Origin of the sequence: Crossiella cryophila (assembly GCF_014204915.1) — a bacterium.
Taxonomy (GTDB): domain Bacteria; phylum Actinomycetota; class Actinomycetes; order Mycobacteriales; family Pseudonocardiaceae; genus Crossiella; species Crossiella cryophila.
Map to the genome: position 1 here is coordinate 7394943 of NZ_JACHMH010000001.1, position 20204 is coordinate 7415146.

1 protein-coding gene (only partly in view) is annotated in these 20204 nt (G+C 72.9%); it reads right to left on the minus strand.

Annotated elements, in window-relative coordinates:
• On the minus strand, positions 1 to 20179 hold the 5' portion of the coding sequence (locus HNR67_RS31795; RefSeq protein ID WP_185005849.1) for a type I polyketide synthase. Its footprint begins 2582 nt before the window's first position; only the first 20179 of its 22761 coding nucleotides appear in the window; it begins with the start codon at positions 20177 to 20179; its stop codon lies beyond the left edge, outside the window.
• Between the last annotated feature and the right edge of the window lie 25 nt (positions 20180 to 20204).

Here is a 20204-nt window from a genome sequence, read left to right on the forward strand (position 1 = left end):
CGGGCAGGGAGAAGACCCCGGCGACGTGTGCGGCGGCCAGTTCGCCGATGGAGTGGCCGGTGACGAAGGCCGGGCTGACGCCCCAGGATTCGAGCAGCCGGAACAGCGCGACCTCGATGGCGAACAGCGCGGGCTGGGCCATGTCGGTGCTGGTGAGTGCGGCGGGATCGGTGCCCCACAACACTTCGCGCAGTGGCTGGTCCAGCACGGTGTCGAACTCGGCGAGCACCTCGTCCAGTGCGGCGGCGAAGACCGGGTAGCGCTGGTGCAGGGTCTGGCCCATGCCGAGACGCTGGGATCCCTGACCGGTGAACAGGAACGCGGTCTCACCCGGTGCCGCGGCGGTGTCCCTGGCGACCTCGATCAGGCCGTCGGGGGTGCTGAGCAGCACCGCGCGGTGCCGCAGCGCGGCCCGCTGGGTGGCGAGGGCGCGTCCGATGTCCGCGCGGGAGAGTTCGGGGTTTCCGTTGGCATAGGCGGTGATCCGGTCGATCTGGGCGGTGATCGCGGCGGCCGAGCCCGCGGCGACCAGCCAGGGCACCACGGTGGGTTCGGGCTGCCGCGGGACTTCCGCTTCCGCCGGGACGCCTTCGATGATCACGTGCGCGTTGGTGCCGCTGATGCCGAAGGCGGACACGCCACCGCGGCGCGGCCGGTCGATGGCAGGCCACTCGGTGTTCTCGGTGTTGAGGGCGAGGGAACCGGCCGACCAGTCCACGTGCGGTGAGGGTTCGTCCGCGCCGAGGGTCTTGGGCAGCACCCCGTTGCGCACCGCGAGCACCATCTTGATCACGCCCGCGACACCGGCCGCGCCCTGGGTGTGGCCCAGGTTGGACTTGACCGAGCCGAGCAGCAGTGGTTCGGGCCGGTCCTGGCCATAGGCGGCGAGCAGGGCCTGCGCCTCGATCGGGTCGCCGAGCGTGGTGCCGGTGCCGTGTGCCTCGACGGCGTCCACTTCGGACGGTCGCAGGCCGGCGTCGGCCAGGGCGGCCCGGATGACGCGTTGCTGGGCCGGTCCGTTGGGGGCGGTGAGGCCGTTGGACGCGCCGTCGGAGTTGATCGCCGAGCCCTTGATCACGGCCAGGATCTGGCGGCCGTTGCGCTTGGCGTCCGAAAGCCGTTCCAGCACGAGCATGCCCGCGCCTTCGGACCAGCTGGTGCCGTCGGCGCCCGCGCCGAATGCCTTGCAGCGGCCGTCGGCGGCGAGTCCGCCCGCCTTGCTGAACTCGATGAACGAGCCCGGCGTCGACATCACCGACACGCCACCGACCAGGGCCAGTGAGCATTCGCCGTCCCGCAGCGCGCGGCTCGCCCAGTGCAGGGCGACCAGGGAGGCGGAGCAGGCGGTGTCGATGGTGATGGCCGGGCCTTCGAGGCCGAAGGTGTAGGCGAGGCGGCCGGACATGACGCTGGCGGTGTTGCCGGTGGCCACGTGCCCGCCGAGCCGCTCCATGTCCGCGGCCTGGCCGAGCAGGGTCAGGTAGTCCTGGCCATTCGTACCCACGAACACGCCCGCGTCGGTGCCGCGCAAGGAGTTCGGGTCGACCCCGGCGCGTTCCAGGGCCTCCCAGGAGGTTTCCAGCAGCAGGCGCTGCTGGGGGTCCATGGCCATGGCCTCGCGCGGGGAGATGCCGAAGAACGGGGCGTCGAAGTCGGCCACGCCGGGCAGGAAGCCACCGCGGGTGGTGGCGGATCCGGCCGCGGCCAGCAACTCCAGGTCCCAGCCGCGGTCGGCCGGGAAGTCCACGATGCCGTCCCTGCCCTGCACCAGCAGGTCCCAGAGTTCCTCCGGCGAGCTGATGCCGCCGGGGAAGCGGCAGCCGATGCCGACCACCGCGATCGGTTCGTCGGTGCGCGCGGCCACCTGGACCGGCGCGGCGGTGTCCTCGGCCCCGAGCAGTTCGCTGATCAGGAAGGCGGCCAGCTCGCGCGGGGTCGGGTGGTCGTAGACCAGGGAGGCGGTGAGTTTGAGGCCGGTGGCGGTGGCCAGGCCGTTGCGCAGTTCCAGGGTGGTCAGCGAGTCGAAGCCGAGGTCGCGGAACGGGAGTTCCACGTCCACGGTGTCGATCCCGCTGTGCCCCAGCACCATCGCGACCTGACCGCGGACCAGTTCGGCCATCCGCCGCACCCGGGCCGGGCCGGACAGGCCCTGCAGCTCGGTGCGCAGCTTGGATCCGTGCTGGGCCTCGGGTTCGGCCGCGGCAACCGGGGCCACGTGGAGGTCGGCCAGTAGCGGCATCGGGCGGGCGGCGGCCAGGGCCGGGGCGAACCGGGACCAGTCCACATCGGCCACGGTGAGGGTGGCCTCGCCGCCGATCGCCTTGGCCAGCGCGCCGATCCCCCGGCTCGCGGCCAGCGGGAACAGCCCCGCCCGGCGCATCCGCTCGGTGCCCGCTTCGGCCGCCATCCCTGCGCCAGCCCACGGTCCCCAAGCGACCGCAGTCGCCGGGAGTCCGGTGGCGCGGCGGGTCTGGGCCAGTGCGTCCAGGTAGGCGTTGGCGGCGGCGTAGTTGGCCTGGCCAGCGCCGCCGATGACCCCGGCGGTGGAGGTGAACAGGACGAACGCGTCGAGGTCGGTGGTGAGTTCGTGCAGGTGCTTGGCGGACAACGCCTTCGCGGCCAGCACCCGGTCGAAGGCGTCCGGGCCGAGGCTGTCGATCACCCCGTCCTCGACCACACCGGCGGCGTGGAAGACCGCGTTCGGCGGGTGTTCGGCCAGCAGTCCGGCCAGGGCGTCCCGGTCGGCCACATCGCAGGCGGCCACGGTGACCTGGACACCCAGCTCGGTCAGCTCGGCGACCAGTTCCTGCGCGCCGGGGGCTTCGCCGCCACGGCGGCTGGCGAGCACCAGGTGCGCCGCGCCCTCGCGGGCCAGCCAGCGGGCCAGGTGCCCGCCAATGCCGCCGGTCGCGCCGGTGACCAGCACGGTGCCGCTGGGCTGGTACTCGCCCTCGGCGGCGTTGGCGGCGCGGACCAGCCTGCGGCCGAGCACGCCCTCGGGGCGCACCCTGACCTGGTCCTCGGCGCCAAACCCGCCGGTGACCACGGCGGCCAGCCGGGCCAGCGCTTCCGCGTCGACCTCGGTGGGCAGGTCGGCCAGACCACCCCAGGTGTCGGGGTATTCGAGTGCGGCGACCCGGCCGAAGCCCCAGACCGCGGCCTGTTCCGGGTTGGTGTCCGCGTCACTGGTCAGGCACCACACCGGCGCGGTGATGCCCGCGTTGGTCAGTGCCTGCAAGGAAAGCGTGGTCAGCGGCAGCGACGGCGCGGTGAGCAGCAGCACGCCACGCACCGGGTTGTCCGCCAGTCCGGCCAGGTCGGCCCGGTCCGACACGGTGACCCGCTCAGACGATTCGGCGACCAGTTCCAGCAGGCCGAGCAGCCAGTCCGGCTCGCCCTCGCCGGTCAGCACCAGCCAGCGGCCTTCCGGCGCGGGTGCGGTGACCTCGGCCAGCTTGCGCCAGTCCACCCGGTAGCGCAGATCGTCCACAGTGGACTGGCGGGTGACCGCGGGCGCGCTCGGCCAGTACCGCTCGCGCTGGAACGCGTAGGTGGGCAGTTCGACCCGGCGGGCGCCGGAGCCGGTGAAGAACGCGGCCCAGTCCACGGAAACCCCGTGCACGTGCAGGGCCGACACCGCGCTCAGGGTGGCCGGGACCTCCGGTCGTCCCTTGCGCAGCAACGGGATCCGCAGCGCCTCGAAGTCCTCGGGCAGGCAGCCCTCGGCCAGGCCGGACAGCACGCCGTCCGGGCCCAGTTCGACGAAGTTGGCCACGCCCTGCTCGGCCAGGTACGCGATGCCGTCGGCGAACCTGACCGCCTGCCGGGCGTGCTGCACCCAGTACTCGGGCGAGCACAGCTGTTCGGCGGTGGCCAGGGTGCCGGTCAGGTTGGACACCACGGCCAGGCGCGGGGCCCGGTAGGTCAGCGTCCGGGCGACCGCGGCGAACTCGGCCAGCATCGGGTCCAGGTGCGGCGAGTGGAACGCGTGACTCACCTTCAGCCGCGAGGTCCGGCGGCCAATGCCCTTGAAGTGCTCGGCGACCTCGTCCACCGCGTCCGCGTCGCCGGAGACGACCAGCGAGCGCGGGCCGTTGATCGAGGCAATGGAGACCCGATCCCGTTCCAGCGCAAGGAATTCTTCCTCGGTGGCTTCCACCGCGGTCATCGCGCCGCCATCCGGCAGTGCGTCCATCAGCCGGGCGCGGGCCGCGACCAGGGTGCAGGCGTCGGCGAGCGAGAGCACCTCGGCCACATGTGCGGCGACCAGTTCGCCGATGGAGTGGCCGGTGACGTAGTCCGGGGTGATGCCCCAGGAGGTGAGCAGCCGGAACAGCGCCACCTCGACCGCGAACAGCGCGGGCTGGGCGAACCCGGTGCGGTGCAACAACTCCGCCTCGGGGCTGTCCGGTGCGGCGAAGAGCACCTCGCGCAGCGGGCGGTCCAGTTCGGTGTCCAGGTGCGCGGCGACCTCGTCGAGGGCCTCGGCGAAGACCTCGAACCGCTGGTACAGCTCGGCGCCCATCCCGGCGCGCTGGCTGCCCTGTCCGGTGAACAGGAACGCGGTGCGGTCCCGCCGCGCGCGGCCGGTGACCAGTCCGGGGGCCGGTCGGCCCTCGCTCAGTTCGATCAGGCCCTGTCGCAGCTCGTCCAGTTCGGCGGCGACCAGGGCGGCCCGGTGCTCGAACACCGCGCGGCCGGTGGCGGTGGCGGCGGCCAGGTCGGTCACCGTCAGCGCCGGGTCACCATCCACAGTGGACAGCAGTCGGGCGGCCTGGGCCTGGAGTGCCCGCGGGTTGCGCGCCGAGACCAGCACGGGCAGCGGACCGTCGAGCTGTTCGGCGGCGGCTTCCTCGGGCTGAGTGGGGGCCTGTTCCAGGACCATGTGCACGTTGGTGCCGCTGAGCCCGAAGGAGGACACGCCTGCCCGTCGCGGGCGGCCGGTCTCGGGCCAGTCGGTCTGCTCGTGCAGCAGGTCGATCGACCCGGCGGTCCAGTCCACGTGCGTGGACGGGGTGTCCGCGTGTAGCGTCCTGGGCAGCACACCGAGTTGCAGGGCCTGGACCATCTTGATGACGCTGGCCACGCCGGAGGCCATCTGGGTGTGCCCGATGTTGGACTTGACCGAGCCGAGCAGCAGCGGCCGCTCCCGGTCCTGCCCGTAGGTGGCCAGCAGCGCGCGGGCCTCGATCGGGTCGCCGAGCGCGGTGCCGGTGCCGTGGCCCTCCACCGCGTCCACCTCGGCCGGACTGACCTGGGCGGCGGCGAGTGCGTCCACGATGACCTGCTGCTGGGCCGCGCCGCTGGGGGCGGTGAGGCCGTTGGAGGCGCCGTCGGAGTTGGCCGCCGAACCACGCAGCACGGCGAGCACCTTGTGCCCGTTGCGCTGGGCGTCGGAGAGCCGTTCCAGCAGCACCAGGCCAACGCCCTCGGCCAGGGTCATGCCGTCGGCGCTGTCGGCGTAGGCCTTGCAGCGCCCGTCGTGCGCGAGGACCTGCTGGCGGCTGAAGCCGATGAACGAGTTGGGCGTGGACATGATCGCCACGCCGCCGGCCAGGGCCAGGCTGCTCTCGCCGGTCTTGAGCGAGCGGGCCGCCAGGTGGATGGCCATCAGCGAGGAGGAGCAGGCGGTGTCCAGGGTCAGCGAGGGACCCTCGAAGCCGAACAGGTAGTTGATCCGGCCGGAGATGATGCTCGGCAGCGCACCGGTGACCAGGTGTCCGGCCACGTCGGCGGCGTCGGACTCGCTCTGCACCGCGGCGGCCGCGGCCACGTTGTAGTCGGTGTAGCTGGCCCCGATGAAGGTGCCGGTGCGGCTGCCACGGAGGCCGTGCGGGTCAAGGCCGGAACGCTCGAATGCCTCCCAGGCGGTTTCCAGCAGCAGGCGCTGCTGCGGGTCCATGGCCAGGGCTTCCCGCGGCGAGACGCCGAAGAAGCCGGGGTCGAAGTCGGCGGCCTCGTGCAGGAATCCGCCCTGCGCGTCGGCGAAACCGTCGGTGATCCAGCCGCGGTCGGTGGGCAGGCCGGAGATGGCGTCCACGCCGTCCACGGCCAGCTGCCACAGGCCCTCGGGGGTGTTGGCGCCGCCGGGGTAGCGGCAGGCCATGCCGACGATCGCGATCGGCTCGTCGTCCACCGCGACCGAAGTCGTTGCGGCGGACGGGGTTGCCGGGGCGTTGCCGAGCAGTTCGCCGAGCAGGAAGGCGACCAGCGCGGTCGGGTTGGCGTGCTCGAAGACCAGGGTGGCCGGCAGGGTGAGCCCGGTGGCCCTGGCGAGGCGGTTGCGCAGGTCGACCGCCATCACCGAGTCGAACCCGGCCTCGCGGAAGGCCCGGTGGTCGGGCAGCGCGTCGCCGGACTTGTGGCCCAGCACGGTCGCGGCCTCGGCCCGCACCAGTTCGAGGAGCTTCTGCTCCCGTTGGGACGGGGCCAGCGCAAGCAGCGTGGTGGCGAGTTCGCCACCGGCGGCGGGACCGGCCACGGCCGTGTCCACCTGAGGCTGCTGGATCGCGGGGATCTCGTCGAAGAGCGTGGTGGCTCTGGCGGCGGTGTAGACCGGGTAGTAGGTGGCCCAGTCCACATCGGCCACCGCGACCGCGGTCTCATCGGCGTCCAGCGCCGCGCGCAGTCCGGTCAGGGCGAGCGCGGGTTCCATGAAGGTCAGGCCGCTGCGCACGATCTGGCTCGGGTCGACCCGGCCCAGTTCCTTGTCATCGGCCCAGATGCCCCAGAACACCGCGGTGGCGGCCAGGCCCTGGGCGCGGCGGCGTTCGGCGAGGGCGTGCAGGTAGGCGTTGCCCGCGACGTAGGCCGCGTGCCTGCCGGTGCCCCACAGCCCGGCCACCGAGGAGAACAGCACGAACCGGTCCAGGTCGGTCTCGGCGAAGACCTCGTCCAGGTTGGCCGCGCCGGTGACCTTGGCGGCCAGCACCCGGTCGAAGTCGGCCGGGTTGGTCTCCTCGATGGAGGCCAGTTCGATGATCGCGGCCGCGTGGATCACGGTGCGGATGTCGCGGCCCTGGCTGACCAGGCGGTCGCGCAGGGCGATGAGCGCGGCCTTGTCGGTGACGTCGCAGGCGGCGGCCTCGGCCTCGATGCCCAGTTCGGCGAGTTCGCCGAGCAGTGCGATCGAGCGCGGGTGTTCCGCACCGCCGCGGCTGAGCAGCACCAGGTGCTCCAGGCCCTGCTCGACGGCCCAGCGGGCCACGTGCGGGGCCAGCGTGCCGGAACCACCGGTGATCAACGCGGTGCCGCGCGGCTGCCAGCGGTGCTGACCGTTCGCGGGTGCCGCGGGTACGACCCGGCGGGCGTACAGGCTGCCACCGCGCACGGCGAGCTGGTCCTCGTCGAGTTCGCCGGACAGCGCGGCCACGATGGCGTTGTGGTCGGTGCTGGCGAGTTCGGCGGGCAGGTCGAGCACGCCGCCAAAGCGGTCGCTGTGTTCCAGGGCCGCGGTCCAGCCGAAGCCGCTGACCATGGCCTGCACCGGCCTGGAAACCTGGTCCGAGCCGCCGATGGCGAGTGCACCACGGGTGAGCAGCCAGAGCGGGGCTTCGACACCCGCCGCGCCGAGGGCCTGGGTGAGCGCCAGGGTGGCGGACAAGCCCTGCGGCAGAGCGGAAAGCTCGGGGACCAGAGTTTCGTCGAGGGCCAGAGTGGAGAGCACACCAGCGACGGGTTCGGTGCCCAGGCGGGCCGCGATCTCGTCGCGGTTGGTGCCGGGGCTGTCCAGTCGCCGGACCTCAACGCCCTGGGCGGCAAGGACTTCGGCGATCTGGGCGGCGAGCGGATCCTCGGCGCCGGTGGTGATCAGCAGCCAGGTTCCGCTCAGCTGGGCCTTGCGGCCGATCTTCTGCGGCACCCAGCGGGCCCGGTAGCGCCAGGAGTCCACCGTGGCCGCCTGGCCGCGTCGCCGCCGCCAGTCGGTCAGCGCGGGGAGCACGCTGGCCAGCGAGGCCGGGTCCACGCCGAAGTCCGCGGCCAGTTCGGCCGGGTCGGCGGCTTCCAGCGCGGCCCAGGCCGCGTCGTCGGAGGCACCTGCCTCGGTGCTGGGCATGATCGGGGCGAGCCAGAAGCTGTCGTGCTGGAAGGCGTAGGTGGGCAGGTCGACCCGCCGCGCACCGGTCCCGGCGAAGGCCGCGGTCCAGTCCACGTCCACGCCGCGCACGAACGCCTCGGCCACCGAGGTGAGTGCCCGGTCCAGGCCGCCGTCCTCGCGGCGCAGGGTGCCGGTGACCACGATGGGCTTGCCGAGTTCGTCGGCGGTTTCCTGCACGGCCATGGTCAGCACCGGGTGGCTGCTGGCCTCGATGAACCGCCGGTACCCGGCCTCGACCAGTGCGCGCACCGCCGGGGCGAAGCCGACCTGCTCGCGCAGGTTGGTGTACCAGTACTCGGCGTCCATGCCGGTGGTGTCCAGCCAGTCGCCGGTCACCGTGGAGTAGAAGGGAATCTCGGATTCGCGGGGCTGGATCGGCGCGAGGTCGGTGAGCAGGTCGGCGCTCAGGTTGGCCACGTGCGGGGAGTGCGAGGCGTAGTCCACCGCGACCCGGCGGAACCGGATCTCCTCGGCGGCCAGCTGTTCGCCGAGTGCGTCCAGGGCCTCGGGCACACCGCAGACCACCACCGAGCGCGGGCTGTTCAGCGCGGCCAGGTGCAGGTGCTCACCCAGTCGCGGCAGCACCTCCTCGGCGGACAGGGCCACCGACATCATGCCGCCGGAGCCACCCATCCGCCGCCGGATCGCCTGGCTGCGCAAGGCAACCACGCGAGCGCCGTCCTGGAGTGAGAGCGCACCGGAGACCACCGCGGCGGCGATCTCGCCCTGGGAGTGGCCGAGCACCGCGTCCGGTCGCACACCGTAGGACTGCCACAGCGCGGCCAGGGAGACCATCACCGCGAACGAGGCGGGTTGCACCACGTCCACGAGTTCCAGGCTGGGCGCGTCCGCCGCGCCGCGGACCAGGTCCAGCAGGGAGAAGTCGATGAACGGGTCGAGCGCGGCCGCGCATTCGGCCATCCGGGCGGCGAAGACCGGCGACTCGTCCAGCAGTTTCGCGCCCATGCCGAGCCACTGCGCGCCCTGGCCGGGGAAGACGAACAGGGTGCGGCCGTCAATGTCGGCCACCCCGCTGACCACGCCTGGCGCGGACTCGCCGTCGGCCAGCGCACGCACCAGGTCCTCGTGCCCGTCCGCGCCGGTGATCAGCACCGCGCGGTGGTCGAAGGTGGAGCGGCTGGTCACCAGCGAGTAGCCGAGGTCAAGCGCGGATTCGTCCACTGTGGACAGTTGTTCGGCCTGGCCGCGCAACGCGTTCTCGCTCTTGGCCGCCAGCACCAGCGGCACGGCGGCCGGTGGGGTCACCGGCACGGTGGCGGGTGTGGGCGGGGTGTCGTCCTGTTCCAGGATGACGTGCGCGTTGGTGCCGCTGATGCCGAAGGAGGACACCGCGGCCCGGCGCGGCCGGTCCCCGCGCGTCCACTCGACCGGTTCGGCCAGCGGGGTGACCGCGCTGGCACTCCAGTCCACGTGCGTGGACAGCGTGTCCACGTGCAGGGTCCTGGGCAGCTGCCCATACCGCATCGCCATGATCATCTTGATCACGCCGGCGACACCGGCCGCGGACTGGCTGTGCCCGATGTTGGACTTGATCGAACCCAGCCAGAGCGGCTGCTCTGGCGAGCGCTCCAGGCCGTAGGTCCGTTGCAGGGCCTGGGCTTCGATCGGGTCACCGAGTGCGGTGCCGGTGCCGTGCGCCTCGACCACGTCCACGTCGTTGGCGGTCAGTCGGGCGTTGGCCAGGGCCTGCCGGATGACGCGTTCCTGGGACGGGCCGTTGGGGGCGGTGAGGCCGTTGGAGGCGCCGTCGGAGTTGATCGCCGAGCCCTTGATCACCGCGAGCACCGGGCGGCCTTCACGGCGGGCGTCGGAAAGTCGTTGCAGCACAAGCATGCCGATGCCCTCGGCGAGCACCATGCCGTCGGCCTCGTCGGAGAAGGCCTTGGACCGGCCGTCGGCGGCGAGCGCGCGCTGGCGGCTGAAGGCGATCCACGGGCCAGGGTTGGGCATCACGGTGACGCCACCGGCGACGGCGAGGGTGGTCTCACCGTTGCGGAGTGCCTGTGCGGCAAGGTGAATGGCGACCAGCGAGGAGGAGCACGCGGTGTCCACGGTGACCGCGGGGCCTTCCAGGCCGAGCACGTAGGCGACCCGGCCGGAGAGGATGCTCGGGATGGTGCCGGTGACCACCTGGCCGTCGACCTCTTGGCCTGCTCCGTATTCGGTGTAGCTGGAGCCGACGTAGGTGCCGGTGAGCGTGCCGCGCAACGTCTGCGGGTCGAGTCCGGCCCGCTCGAACGCCTCCCAGGTGACCTCCAGGAGCAGGCGCTGCTGCGGGTCCATGCCCAGGGCTTCGCGCGGGGAGATGCCGAAGAAGGCCGGGTCGAAGGCGTCCGGGTCGGTGAGGAAGCCGCCCTGGGTGGTGTAGGTGGTGGTCGGGTTGTCCGGGTCCGGGTCGTAGATGGCGGCCTCGGGCCAGCCTCGCTCGGGCGGGAAGCCGGAGATGGCGTCCACGCCGTCGGCGACCAAGCGCCACAGCTGTTCCGGGTCGGCGATGCCACCGGGGTAGCGGCAGCTGAGGCCGACGATGGCGATCGGCTCGTCGGCGGCGATGCTGGCCACCGGGCCGGTCACGCCGTCCCTCGCCCCGGAGATCTCGGCGCGCACGTACTTGGCGAGCGCCTCGGGGGTGGGGTGGTCGAAGACCATGGTGTTGGACAGCGGGCGGCCGGTGAGTTTGCCGAGTCGCCTGCGCAGTTCGATCGCACCGAGGGAGTCGAAGCCGAGGTCGCGGAAGGCGCGGCGCTCGTTCAGCTCAGCCGGGCTGTCGTGGCCGAGGACCGCGGCGGCCTCGGCGCGGACCACGTCGATCAGCACCCGCAGCTGGTCCACTTCGGACAGTCGAGCGAGGCGGGCGGTGAGTTCGGTCTCGGTGCCGGACGCGGGTGCGTCGGCGGCGGTCTCGACCAGTCCGGCCAGCAGGGCGCTGGGGCGGCGGGAGGTGAAGACCTGGAGGTAGGTGACCCAGTCGATGTCGGCGACCATCACCGCGGGCTGGTCACCGGCGAGGGCGCGGCGCAGTTCGGCCAGTGCGGGGCCGGTGAGCAGCGGGCGCATGCCGTGCCGGGCCAGGCGTTCGCGGGCGGTGTCGTCGGCGGCCAGTCCGGCCTCGGCCCACGGTCCCCAGCCGAGACTGGTGGCGTGGAGGCCACGCGAGCGCCGGTGTTCGGCGAGCGTGTCCAGGTAGGCGTTGGCCGCGCTGTAGGCGGCCTGGCCGCCGCTGCCCACGACTCCGGCGATGGAGCCGAAGAGCACGAACAGGTCCAGGTCGGTCTCGGCGAGCAGGGCGTCCAGGTTGGCCGCGCCGAGCACCTTGGCGGCCATTGAGGCGGCGAGTTCGGCCGGGTCGGTTTCGACGATCGGGCGCAGTTCACTGACCCCGGCCGCGTGCACCACACCGATCAGCGGGTACTCGGCGGGGACCGCGTCCAGGACGGCGGCCAGTGCGTTCCGGTCGGCGGCGTCGCAGGCCCGGAAGTCAACGGTGGCACCAAGTTCGGCCAGTTCGGCTTCGAGCGCGCGGGCGCCGGGGGCGTCCGGGCCCTTGCGGCTGGTGAGCACCAGGTGCCGGACGCCTGCGGTGGCCAGCCAGCGGGCGACCTCGCCGCCAAGACCGCCGGTGCCGCCGGTGACCAGCACGGTCCCGTTGGTGGGCAGTTCCGCGGTCGGCTCAGTGCCTTCGTGCCGGACGAGTCGGCGGCCGAAGGCACCGGCGGCACGCAGTGCGAGCTGGTCCTCCCCCGGCCATCCGGCGCCCAGCGCCCGGACCAGGTCATCCGGGTCGGCGTCGGCGGCCAGGTCGATCAGACCGCCCCAGCCGGCCGGGAACTCCAGCGCGGCAGCGCGGCCGTAGCCCCAGACCGTTGCCTGGTCGGGGTTTGGCGGCAGGTCTTCGGTCCCAGTGGACACGGCCTGCCGAGTCACAGTCCACAGTGGAGCTTCGACTCCGGCCGCCACCAAGGCGCGCAACAGGTTGTGCGTGCCGATCAGCGGCAGGCCGGAGAGTACCCCGGCGACGTCCTGGTCCAGTTCGGCCAGCCGGGTCGGCAGCGCGGCGTCCAGGGTGAGCTGACGCACCTGCGCGCCATGGCTTTCCAGGGTCGCGGCGATCTCGTCCGCCACGTCCACCAGCAGCCACAGCCCGGAAAGCTGAGGCACCGCAACGGATCCGAGGGAAGCCCAGTCCGCCCGGTAGCGCAGTTCCGCCGGGCGGGCGACGGGAGTGCTGGCGCGCGGCCAGAAGAGCTGGTGGTCGAAGGCGTAGGTGGGCAGGTCGAGCACGGTGCGGCCGGGACCGAAGAAGGCGTCCCAGTCCACGTCCACGCCCTGGATGTGCAGGCGTCCCAGGGCTTCGACCAGGGTGCGTTCTTCTTCGCGCTTGGCGCGCAGGGCGGGCACCGGTTCGATGTCGGTGCTCTCGCCCAGGGTTTCCGCGGCCATGGCGCAGAGCACGCTGTCCGGGCCGATCTCCACGTACGCGGCCACGCCGAGGCGGGCGGCGGTGCGGACGGCGTCGGCGAAGCGCACGGTGGCCCTGACCTGTCCGGCCCAGTACTCCGGCGCGCACAGTTCGGTGTCCTCAACGAGGTGGCCGGTCACCGTGGAGACGATCGGGATGGTCGGCGGCTGGTAGTCCACTTCCCCTGCGATGGCAAGGAATTCGGTGAGCATGCCGTCCATGTGCGGGGTGTGGAAGGCGTGGCTGGTGTTGAGCCGCCGGGTCCGCCTGCCCTGTTCGTCGAAGTGCGCGGCCACCGCGAGGGTGGCTGCCTCGTCGCCGCCAAGCACCACGGAGCGGGGCCCGTTGACGGCGCTGATCACCACGCCGTCGGTGAGCTGCGGGCGGACCTCCTCCTCGGTGGCCTGCACCGCGACCATGGCGCCGTCCTGGCGCAGGGCCTGCATCAGTCTGCCCCGGGCGACCACCAGCTTGGCGGCGTCGGCCAGGGAGAACACCCCGGCGACGTGCGCGGCGGCGAGTTCGCCGATGGAGTGGCCGATCAGGAAGTCCGGCCGCACACCCCAGGATTCCAGCAGCCGGTGCAGCGCGACTTCCAGTGCGAACACGGCGGGCTGGGTCCACTCGGTGCGGTCCAGCAGCTCGGAGTCCGCGGCGAACATCACCTCGGCCAGCGGCCGGTCCAGGTGCGGATCGACCGCGGCGAAGACCTCGTCCAGCGCGGTGGCGAAGACCGGGAACCGTTGGCGCAGTTCGGCTCCCATGCCGGGACGCTGGCTGCCCTGGCCGGTGAACAACGCGGCCAGGCGCAGGCTCGGGCTGGCCTCGCCGGTGGCCACGGCCGGGCTGGGACCGCCGTCGGCGAGCGCGGTCAGCGCCTTGCGCAGGGCGGCCGGGTCGGCGGCGGTGAGCACCGCGCGGTGCTCGAACCGGGACCGGGTGGCCGCCAGGGAGTACGCGAGGTCGGTGAGCCGGGTGGTCTCGGTGACTCGCGAAGTGAGCCGGGATGCCTGACGGCGCAACGCGGTGGCACTGCGTGCGGACAGCAGCACCGGCGCGATGATCTCCGGTTCGGCCTCGATCTCCCGGGCGACGGGTGCGGGCGGGGCCTCCAGGATCACGTGCGCGTTGGTGCCGCTGAACCCGAAGGAGGACACCGCTGCCCGCCGTGGGCGATCGGCTTCCGGCCACACCGTGGGTTCGGCCAGCAGGGACAGTGCGCCCTCGGCCCAGTCCACGTGCGAGGACGGGGTGTCCACGTGCAGGGTCTTGGGCACCTGGCCGTGCCGCATCGCGAGGACCATCTTGATGATCCCGGCGACGCCGGCGGCGGCCTGGGTGTGCCCGATGTTGGACTTCACTGAGCCGAGCAGCACCGGTTCGGTGCGGTCCTGGCCGTAGGTGGCCAGCAGGGCGCGGGCCTCCACCGGGTCGCCGAGTGCGGTGCCGGTGCCGTGGCCCTCGATCACGTCGACGTCCGAAGTGGACAGTCCGGCCCCGGCGAGCGCATCGCGGATGACCCGTTGCTGCGCACCGCCGTTGGGGGCGGTGAGGCCGTTGGAGGAGCCGTCGGAGTTGACCGCGCTGCCGCGCACCACGGCCAGGATCTGGTGCCCGTTGCGGATGGCGTCGGACTGGCGTTCCAGCACCACGACGCCGACGCCCTCGGCCCAGCTCACGCCGTCGGCGGAGTCGGAATACGCCTTGCAGCGCCCGTCCTTGGCCAGCCCGCGCTGCCGGGAGAACTCGATGAACGCACCCGGCGTGGCCATCACGGTGACGCCACCGGCCAGCGCCAGGGTGCACTCACCGGAGCGCAGGGCCTGCATGGCCCAGTGCATGGCGACCAGCGAGGAGGAGCAGGCCGTGTCCACGGTGACCGCGGGGCCTTCCAGGCCGAGTGCGTAGGACACCCGGCCGGAGACGATGCTGCCGGAGGTGCCGGTGCCCGCGTGCCCCTCGAAGTCCGCACCGGCGAGCAGTGCGCCGTAGTCGCCGTACATCACACCGGCGAACACGCCGGTCCGGCTGCCGCGCAACCGCCGAGGGTCGATGCCCGCGCGTTCGATGGCCTCCCAGGAGACCTCCAGCAGCAGGCGCTGCTGGGCGTCGGTGGCCAATGCCTCACGAGGCCCCATGCCGAAGAAGGCCGGGTCGAACTGGCCCGCGTCGCGCAGGAAGCCGCCGGAGCGGGTGTAGGCGGTGCCGGGGTGGTCGGGGTCCGGGTGGTAGAGGGTGGCCAGGTCCCAGCCGCGGTTGTCCGGGAAGCCGGTGATGGCGTCCCGGCCCTCGGCGAGCAGGCCCCACAGGTCATCGGGGGAGCTGACGCCGCCGGGGTAGCGGCAGCCCATGCCGACGATGACGATCGGGTCGTCGCTGACCGCGCCGTAGGGCACGGCCGAGACGGCGACCGGTCCGGCGACCGAGCCGCTTTCGCGGAGGATGTGTTCGACGAGTTCGCCCAGGTTGGGGTGGTCGAACACCAGGGTCGGGGACAGGCGCAGGCCGGTGGCGGCGCTGAGCCGGTTGCGCAGTTCGACCGCGGTGAGCGAGTCGAAGCCGAGTTCGGCCAGTGGGCGGCCGGGGTCGATGGTGGTGCCGTCGGTGTGGCCGAGGACGGCGGCGATCTGCTGGGACACCAGGTCGGTGGCCTCGCGCTTGCCGAGCACGGCGCGCTGTTTGGGCCGCTGGCCGCCGAGCGGTCCGGCGGTGACCCGGCGGCGGGTCTGGCCGAGCAGGCCGCGCAGCACCGAGGGCACCTCGGGGGCCGAGCGCAGCACGCCGAAATCGAGGCGCACCGGCGCGAGCACCGGTTCCCCGGCGGTGACGGCGAGGTCGAACAGGGCAAGGCCGTCGGACTCGGCCAGCGGCGGGGTGCCGAGCCTGCGCAGGCGCTGGACCTGTGCGCCACCGAGTTCGGCTGTCATGCCCGCGGTCTCCGCCCACGGTCCCCAGGCCAGGGAGACGCCGGGCAGGCCGAGGGTGCGGCGGTGCGCGGTGAGCGCGTCCAGGAAGGCGTTGCCCGCGGCGTAGTTGCCCTGTCCCGGCGCGCCGAGCAGGCCGGCCAGGGAGGAGAACAGCACCAGGGTGGCGGTGTCGCCGATGAGGTCGTGCAGGTGCCAGGCGCCGTCGACCTTGGGCCGCAGCGCGGCGGTGAGCTGCTCGGCGGTGAGGGTGGAGATCACGCCGTCGGCGAGCACGCCCGCGGAGTGGCAGACGGCGGTGATCGGGTGCTCGGCCGGAACCTGTTGCAGCGCAGCGAAAAGCGAGTCGCGGTCGGCGACATCGCAGGCGGCCACGGTGACCAGTGCGCCGAGTTCGGTCAGCTCGGCGACGAGGTTCTCGGCACCTGCGGTGGCGAGTCCGCTGCGGCTGAGCAGCAGCAGGGACCGCGTGCCGCGGCTGGTGACCAGGTGGCGGGCGAGCACCGCGCCGAGGCCGCTGAGGCCACCGGTGATGACCACGGTGCCGTTCTCGTCCCAGGCCGCCGGGGCGTCCTCGGCCGGGATCGCCCGTGCCAGTCGGGCGGCCAGGATCTTGTTGTCCCGCAAGGCGAGCTGCGGTTCGGTACCGGCCAGTGCGGTGCGCACCAGTTCGGCGGAATCGGTGGCGCCGGGGTCGAGGTCGAGCAGCCGGAACCGGCCGGGGTGCTCGGCCTGCGCGGTGCGCACCAGGCCCCACACCGCGGCGGCGGCCGGGTCGGTGACCGCGCCGGTCGCGCCCCGGGTGACCACGATCAGCTCAGCGCCGGGGAATCGGCTGTCCTCCAGCCAATCCCGCAGCCGGGCCAGCGCGGACGCGGTCAGCTCGTGCGCACCGGGTCGCGGCGATTCCTCGGTCCAGGCCTGGTGCAGCACCACCGTGGGCATCTCGCCCTCGGCCAGGCTGTCCAGGTCGGCGGCGAGGGGCAGGTCAAGGAGTGCGGCCAGGTCGAAGTGGTCCGGGCCGAGCAGGCCGATCCGGGCCGGGGTGGTGGGCTGTTCGCCGGTTTCGGTCCAGTCCAGGCGGTACAGGTTGCCGGTGGCCACCGGCGCGCTGCCACTCGGCGTGCGCAGTACCACCGCGCCGACCGCGGCGATCAGCGCGCCGGTGTGGTCGGAGATGGTCAGCGAGATCCGGTCACCGGCGGGCGTCAGCCGCACTCGCGCGGCCGGAGCACCCGCCGCGTGCAGGCGTACATCTTCCCAGTGGAACGGCAGACCGCCCTGCACACTGGCGTCGAGTTCGGCCAGGTGCGCGGCGTGCAGTGCGGAGTCCAGCAGCACCGGGTGCAGCCCGAACTCGGCCGCGTCACCCGCCACCTCGGCGGGCAGTTCGACCTCGGCGAAGACCTCGGTGCCCAGCTTCCAGGCGGCCCGCAGGCCCTGGAAGGATGGCCCGTAGTTGACGCCGCCCTCGCCCATGCCCGCGTACAACCCGGACACGTCAACGGGTTCCGCGCCCGCGGGCGGCCACTCGGTCTCGCCCGCGAGCCCGTCCAGGCCACCGCGTTCCAGGATGGCGGTGGCGTGTTTGGTCCAGGGCAGGTCGTCCTGGTCGTCCGGGCGGGAGTAGACGGCGACCTCGCGCCGCCCGTCCTCGTCCGGGCCGATCTGCAGCTGGAGCTGCACGCCGCCGTCGCCGGGCAGGCGCAGGGCCGTGGTGGTGGTCAGTTCGCGGATGTTGTCGCAGCCGACCTCGTCGGCCGCGCGGGTGACCAGTTCGATCAGGGCCGCGCCGGGCAGCACCACGTCGGCGCCGACCCGATGTCCGGCCAGCCAGGGGTGATCGCGTACGGCCAGCCGCCCGGTGAGCAGCGTGCCCTCGGACCCGGCCAGCGAGACGGTGGCGGCCAGCAGCGGGTGCCGGGCCGCGCTGAGCCCGGCCGAACGCACGCTGCCGACATCGGCGCGGTAGCCGTCGCGCGGCCAGAACCGCCTGCGCTGGAACGGATAGGTCGGCAGGTCCACCTCGGTGGCGTTGATGCCGTCGAAGTAGGCGGCCCAGCGCAGGGCCACGCCGCTGCTGTGCAGCACGGTGAGCGCGGTGGTGATCGCCTCGACCTCGCCGCGGTCCGGCCGCAGCACCGAGGTGATCGCGGGCGCGGGGTCGGCGGTGGCCAGGCTGCTCTCGGTGAGGGTGCCGATGGTGGTGTCCGGGCCCAGGTCCAGGAAGGCGCGGACGCCGTGCTCGTGCAGCCAGGACACCGCGTCGGCGAAGCGCACGGTGGCCCGGATCTGCCCGGCCCAGTACTCGGCACTGGTCAGTTCGGCCACGGTGGCCTGCGCGCCGGTGACCGTGGAGACCACCGGGATTCGGGGCGGCTGCGGGGAAAGGCCCTCGACCACGCGCTGGAACTCCGCCACGGCGGGGTCCATGTGCGGGGAGTGGAAGGCGTGCGAGACGTGCAGGCGGCGGGTGCGCCTGCCCTGTTCGGCGAAGGTGGCGGCGATCTCGGTGACCGCGTCCTCGTCGCCGGAGAGCACCACGTGCCGCGGCCCGTTCACCGCGGCCAGGGTCAGCTGCGCTTCGCGTCCGGCCAGCAGCGGGCGGACCTCGGCCTCGGTGGCGTCCACCGCGACCATCGCGCCCCCGGCGGGCAGCGCCTGCATCAGCCGCGCGCGGGCGGCGACCAGGGTGGCGGCCTCGGTCAGCGAGAACACCCCGGCCACGTGGGCAGCGGCGATCTCGCCGACGGAGTGCCCGGCCAGGAAGTCCGGGCTGACGCCCCAGGACTCCAGGAGCCGGAACAGGGCCACCTCGACCGCGAAGATCGCGGGCTGGGCGAATCCGGTGCGGGACAGCAGTTCCGCGTCCTCACCCCAGACGATCTCGCGCAGCGGGGTGTCCAGCAGCGGGTCGAATTCGGCCAGCACCGCGTCAAAAGTCTCGGCGAACACGGGGAAGCGGCTGTGCAGTTCCCGGCCCATGGCCAGTCGCTGCGAGCCCTGCCCGGCGAAGAGCACGGCCAGCTTCGGCCGCTCGTGCACGACACTGCCGACCGCGGCGCCCTCGGCCAGCTCGGCCAGTCCGGCGCGGGCGGCCTCGATGTCCGCCACCACCAGTGCGGCGCGGTGCTCGAACGGCGAACGCGACACCGCCAGGGAGTAGGCCAGGTCGGTGGTGCTCAGCCCGGGTTCGGAATCCAGGCGGGCCACCAGGTTCGCGGCCTGCGCACGCAGCGCGTCCGCGGTGCGACCGGCCACCAGCAGTGGCACCGGCCAGGTCTTGGGATCGGGCTTGGGTTCCGGCGCGGGCTCGGTGGCCTGCTCCTCCTCCGGCTCCAGCTCCAGGATCACGTGCGCGTTGGTGCCGCTGAGCCCGAAGGAGGACACGCCCGCGCGGCGCGGTTCCCCGGTCTCCGGCCACGGGGTGGCCTCGGTGAGCAGCTCCACCCGGCCGACGGTCCAGTCCACCTGGTCGGTGGGCCTGCGCACGTGCAACGTCTGCGGGGCCAGGCCGTGCCGCATGGCCTGCACCATCTTGATCACACCGGCCACGCCGGCGGCGGACTGGGTGTGGCCGAGGTTGGACTTGATCGACCCCAGCAGCAGCGGACGGTCGCGGTCCCGGCCGTAGACGGCCAGCAGCGCCTCGGCCTCCACCGGGTCGCCCAGTGGGGTGCCGGTGCCGTGCGCCTCCACCACGTCGACCTGGCGCGGGGCCAGCCGCGCGTCCTGCAGCGCGGCCTCGATGACGCGTTGCTGGGACGGACCGTTCGGGGCGGTCAGTCCGTTGGACGCGCCGTCGGAGTTCACCGCCGAACCGCTGACCACCGCGAGGATCCGGTGGCCGTTGCGGCGGGCGTCGGAAAGGCGTTCCAGCATGAGCACGCCGACGCCCTCGGACCAGCCGGTGCCGTCGGCGTCGTCGGAGAAGGACCGGCAGTAGCCGTCGGCGGCCAGCCCGCCCTGCTTGTTGAACTCGGTGATGGTGCCGGGACTGGACATCACCGTCACACCGCCGGCCAGCGCCAGCGAGCACTCCCCCGCGCGCAGTGCCCTGGCCGCCAGGTGCAGCGTGACCAGGGAGGTCGAACACGCGGTGTCCACGGTCAGCGTCGGGCCGACCAGTCCGAAGACATAGGCCAGCCGTCCACTCAGGACACTGGAGGTGGTGCCGGTGAGCGCGTACCCGCCGACGTTGTCGCGCGGGCCGAGCCGGTAGTCCTGCGGGATGGCGCCGACGAACACCCCGGTGCTGGATCCCTTGAGGGTGAGCGGATCCAGCCCGGAGCGTTCCATCGCTTCCCAGGACACCTCCAGCAGCAACCGCTGCTGGGGGTCCATGGCCAGCGCCTCACGCGGGGAGATGCCGAAGAACTCCGGATCGAACATCGGTGCGTCGTAGAGGAAGCCGCCGGAGATGGGCGAGGCGGAACCGCCCTCGTCCAGGTACCAGCCGCGATCGGCCGGGAGGCTGCCGACCCCGTCGGACGCTGACTCGACCAGTCGCCACAGATCCTCGGGAGAGGTGATGTCGCCGGGGTAGCGACACGCCATCCCGATGATGGCGATCGGTTCGTGGGAGGCCGCCTCAAGCTCGTGCAGGCGCCGCCGGGTCCGTTGCAGGTCGGCGCTGGCACGCTTGAGGTAGTCGCGGAGTTTCTGTTCGTTGTCCATCGGCACCTGGTGTTGTCGGGGACTC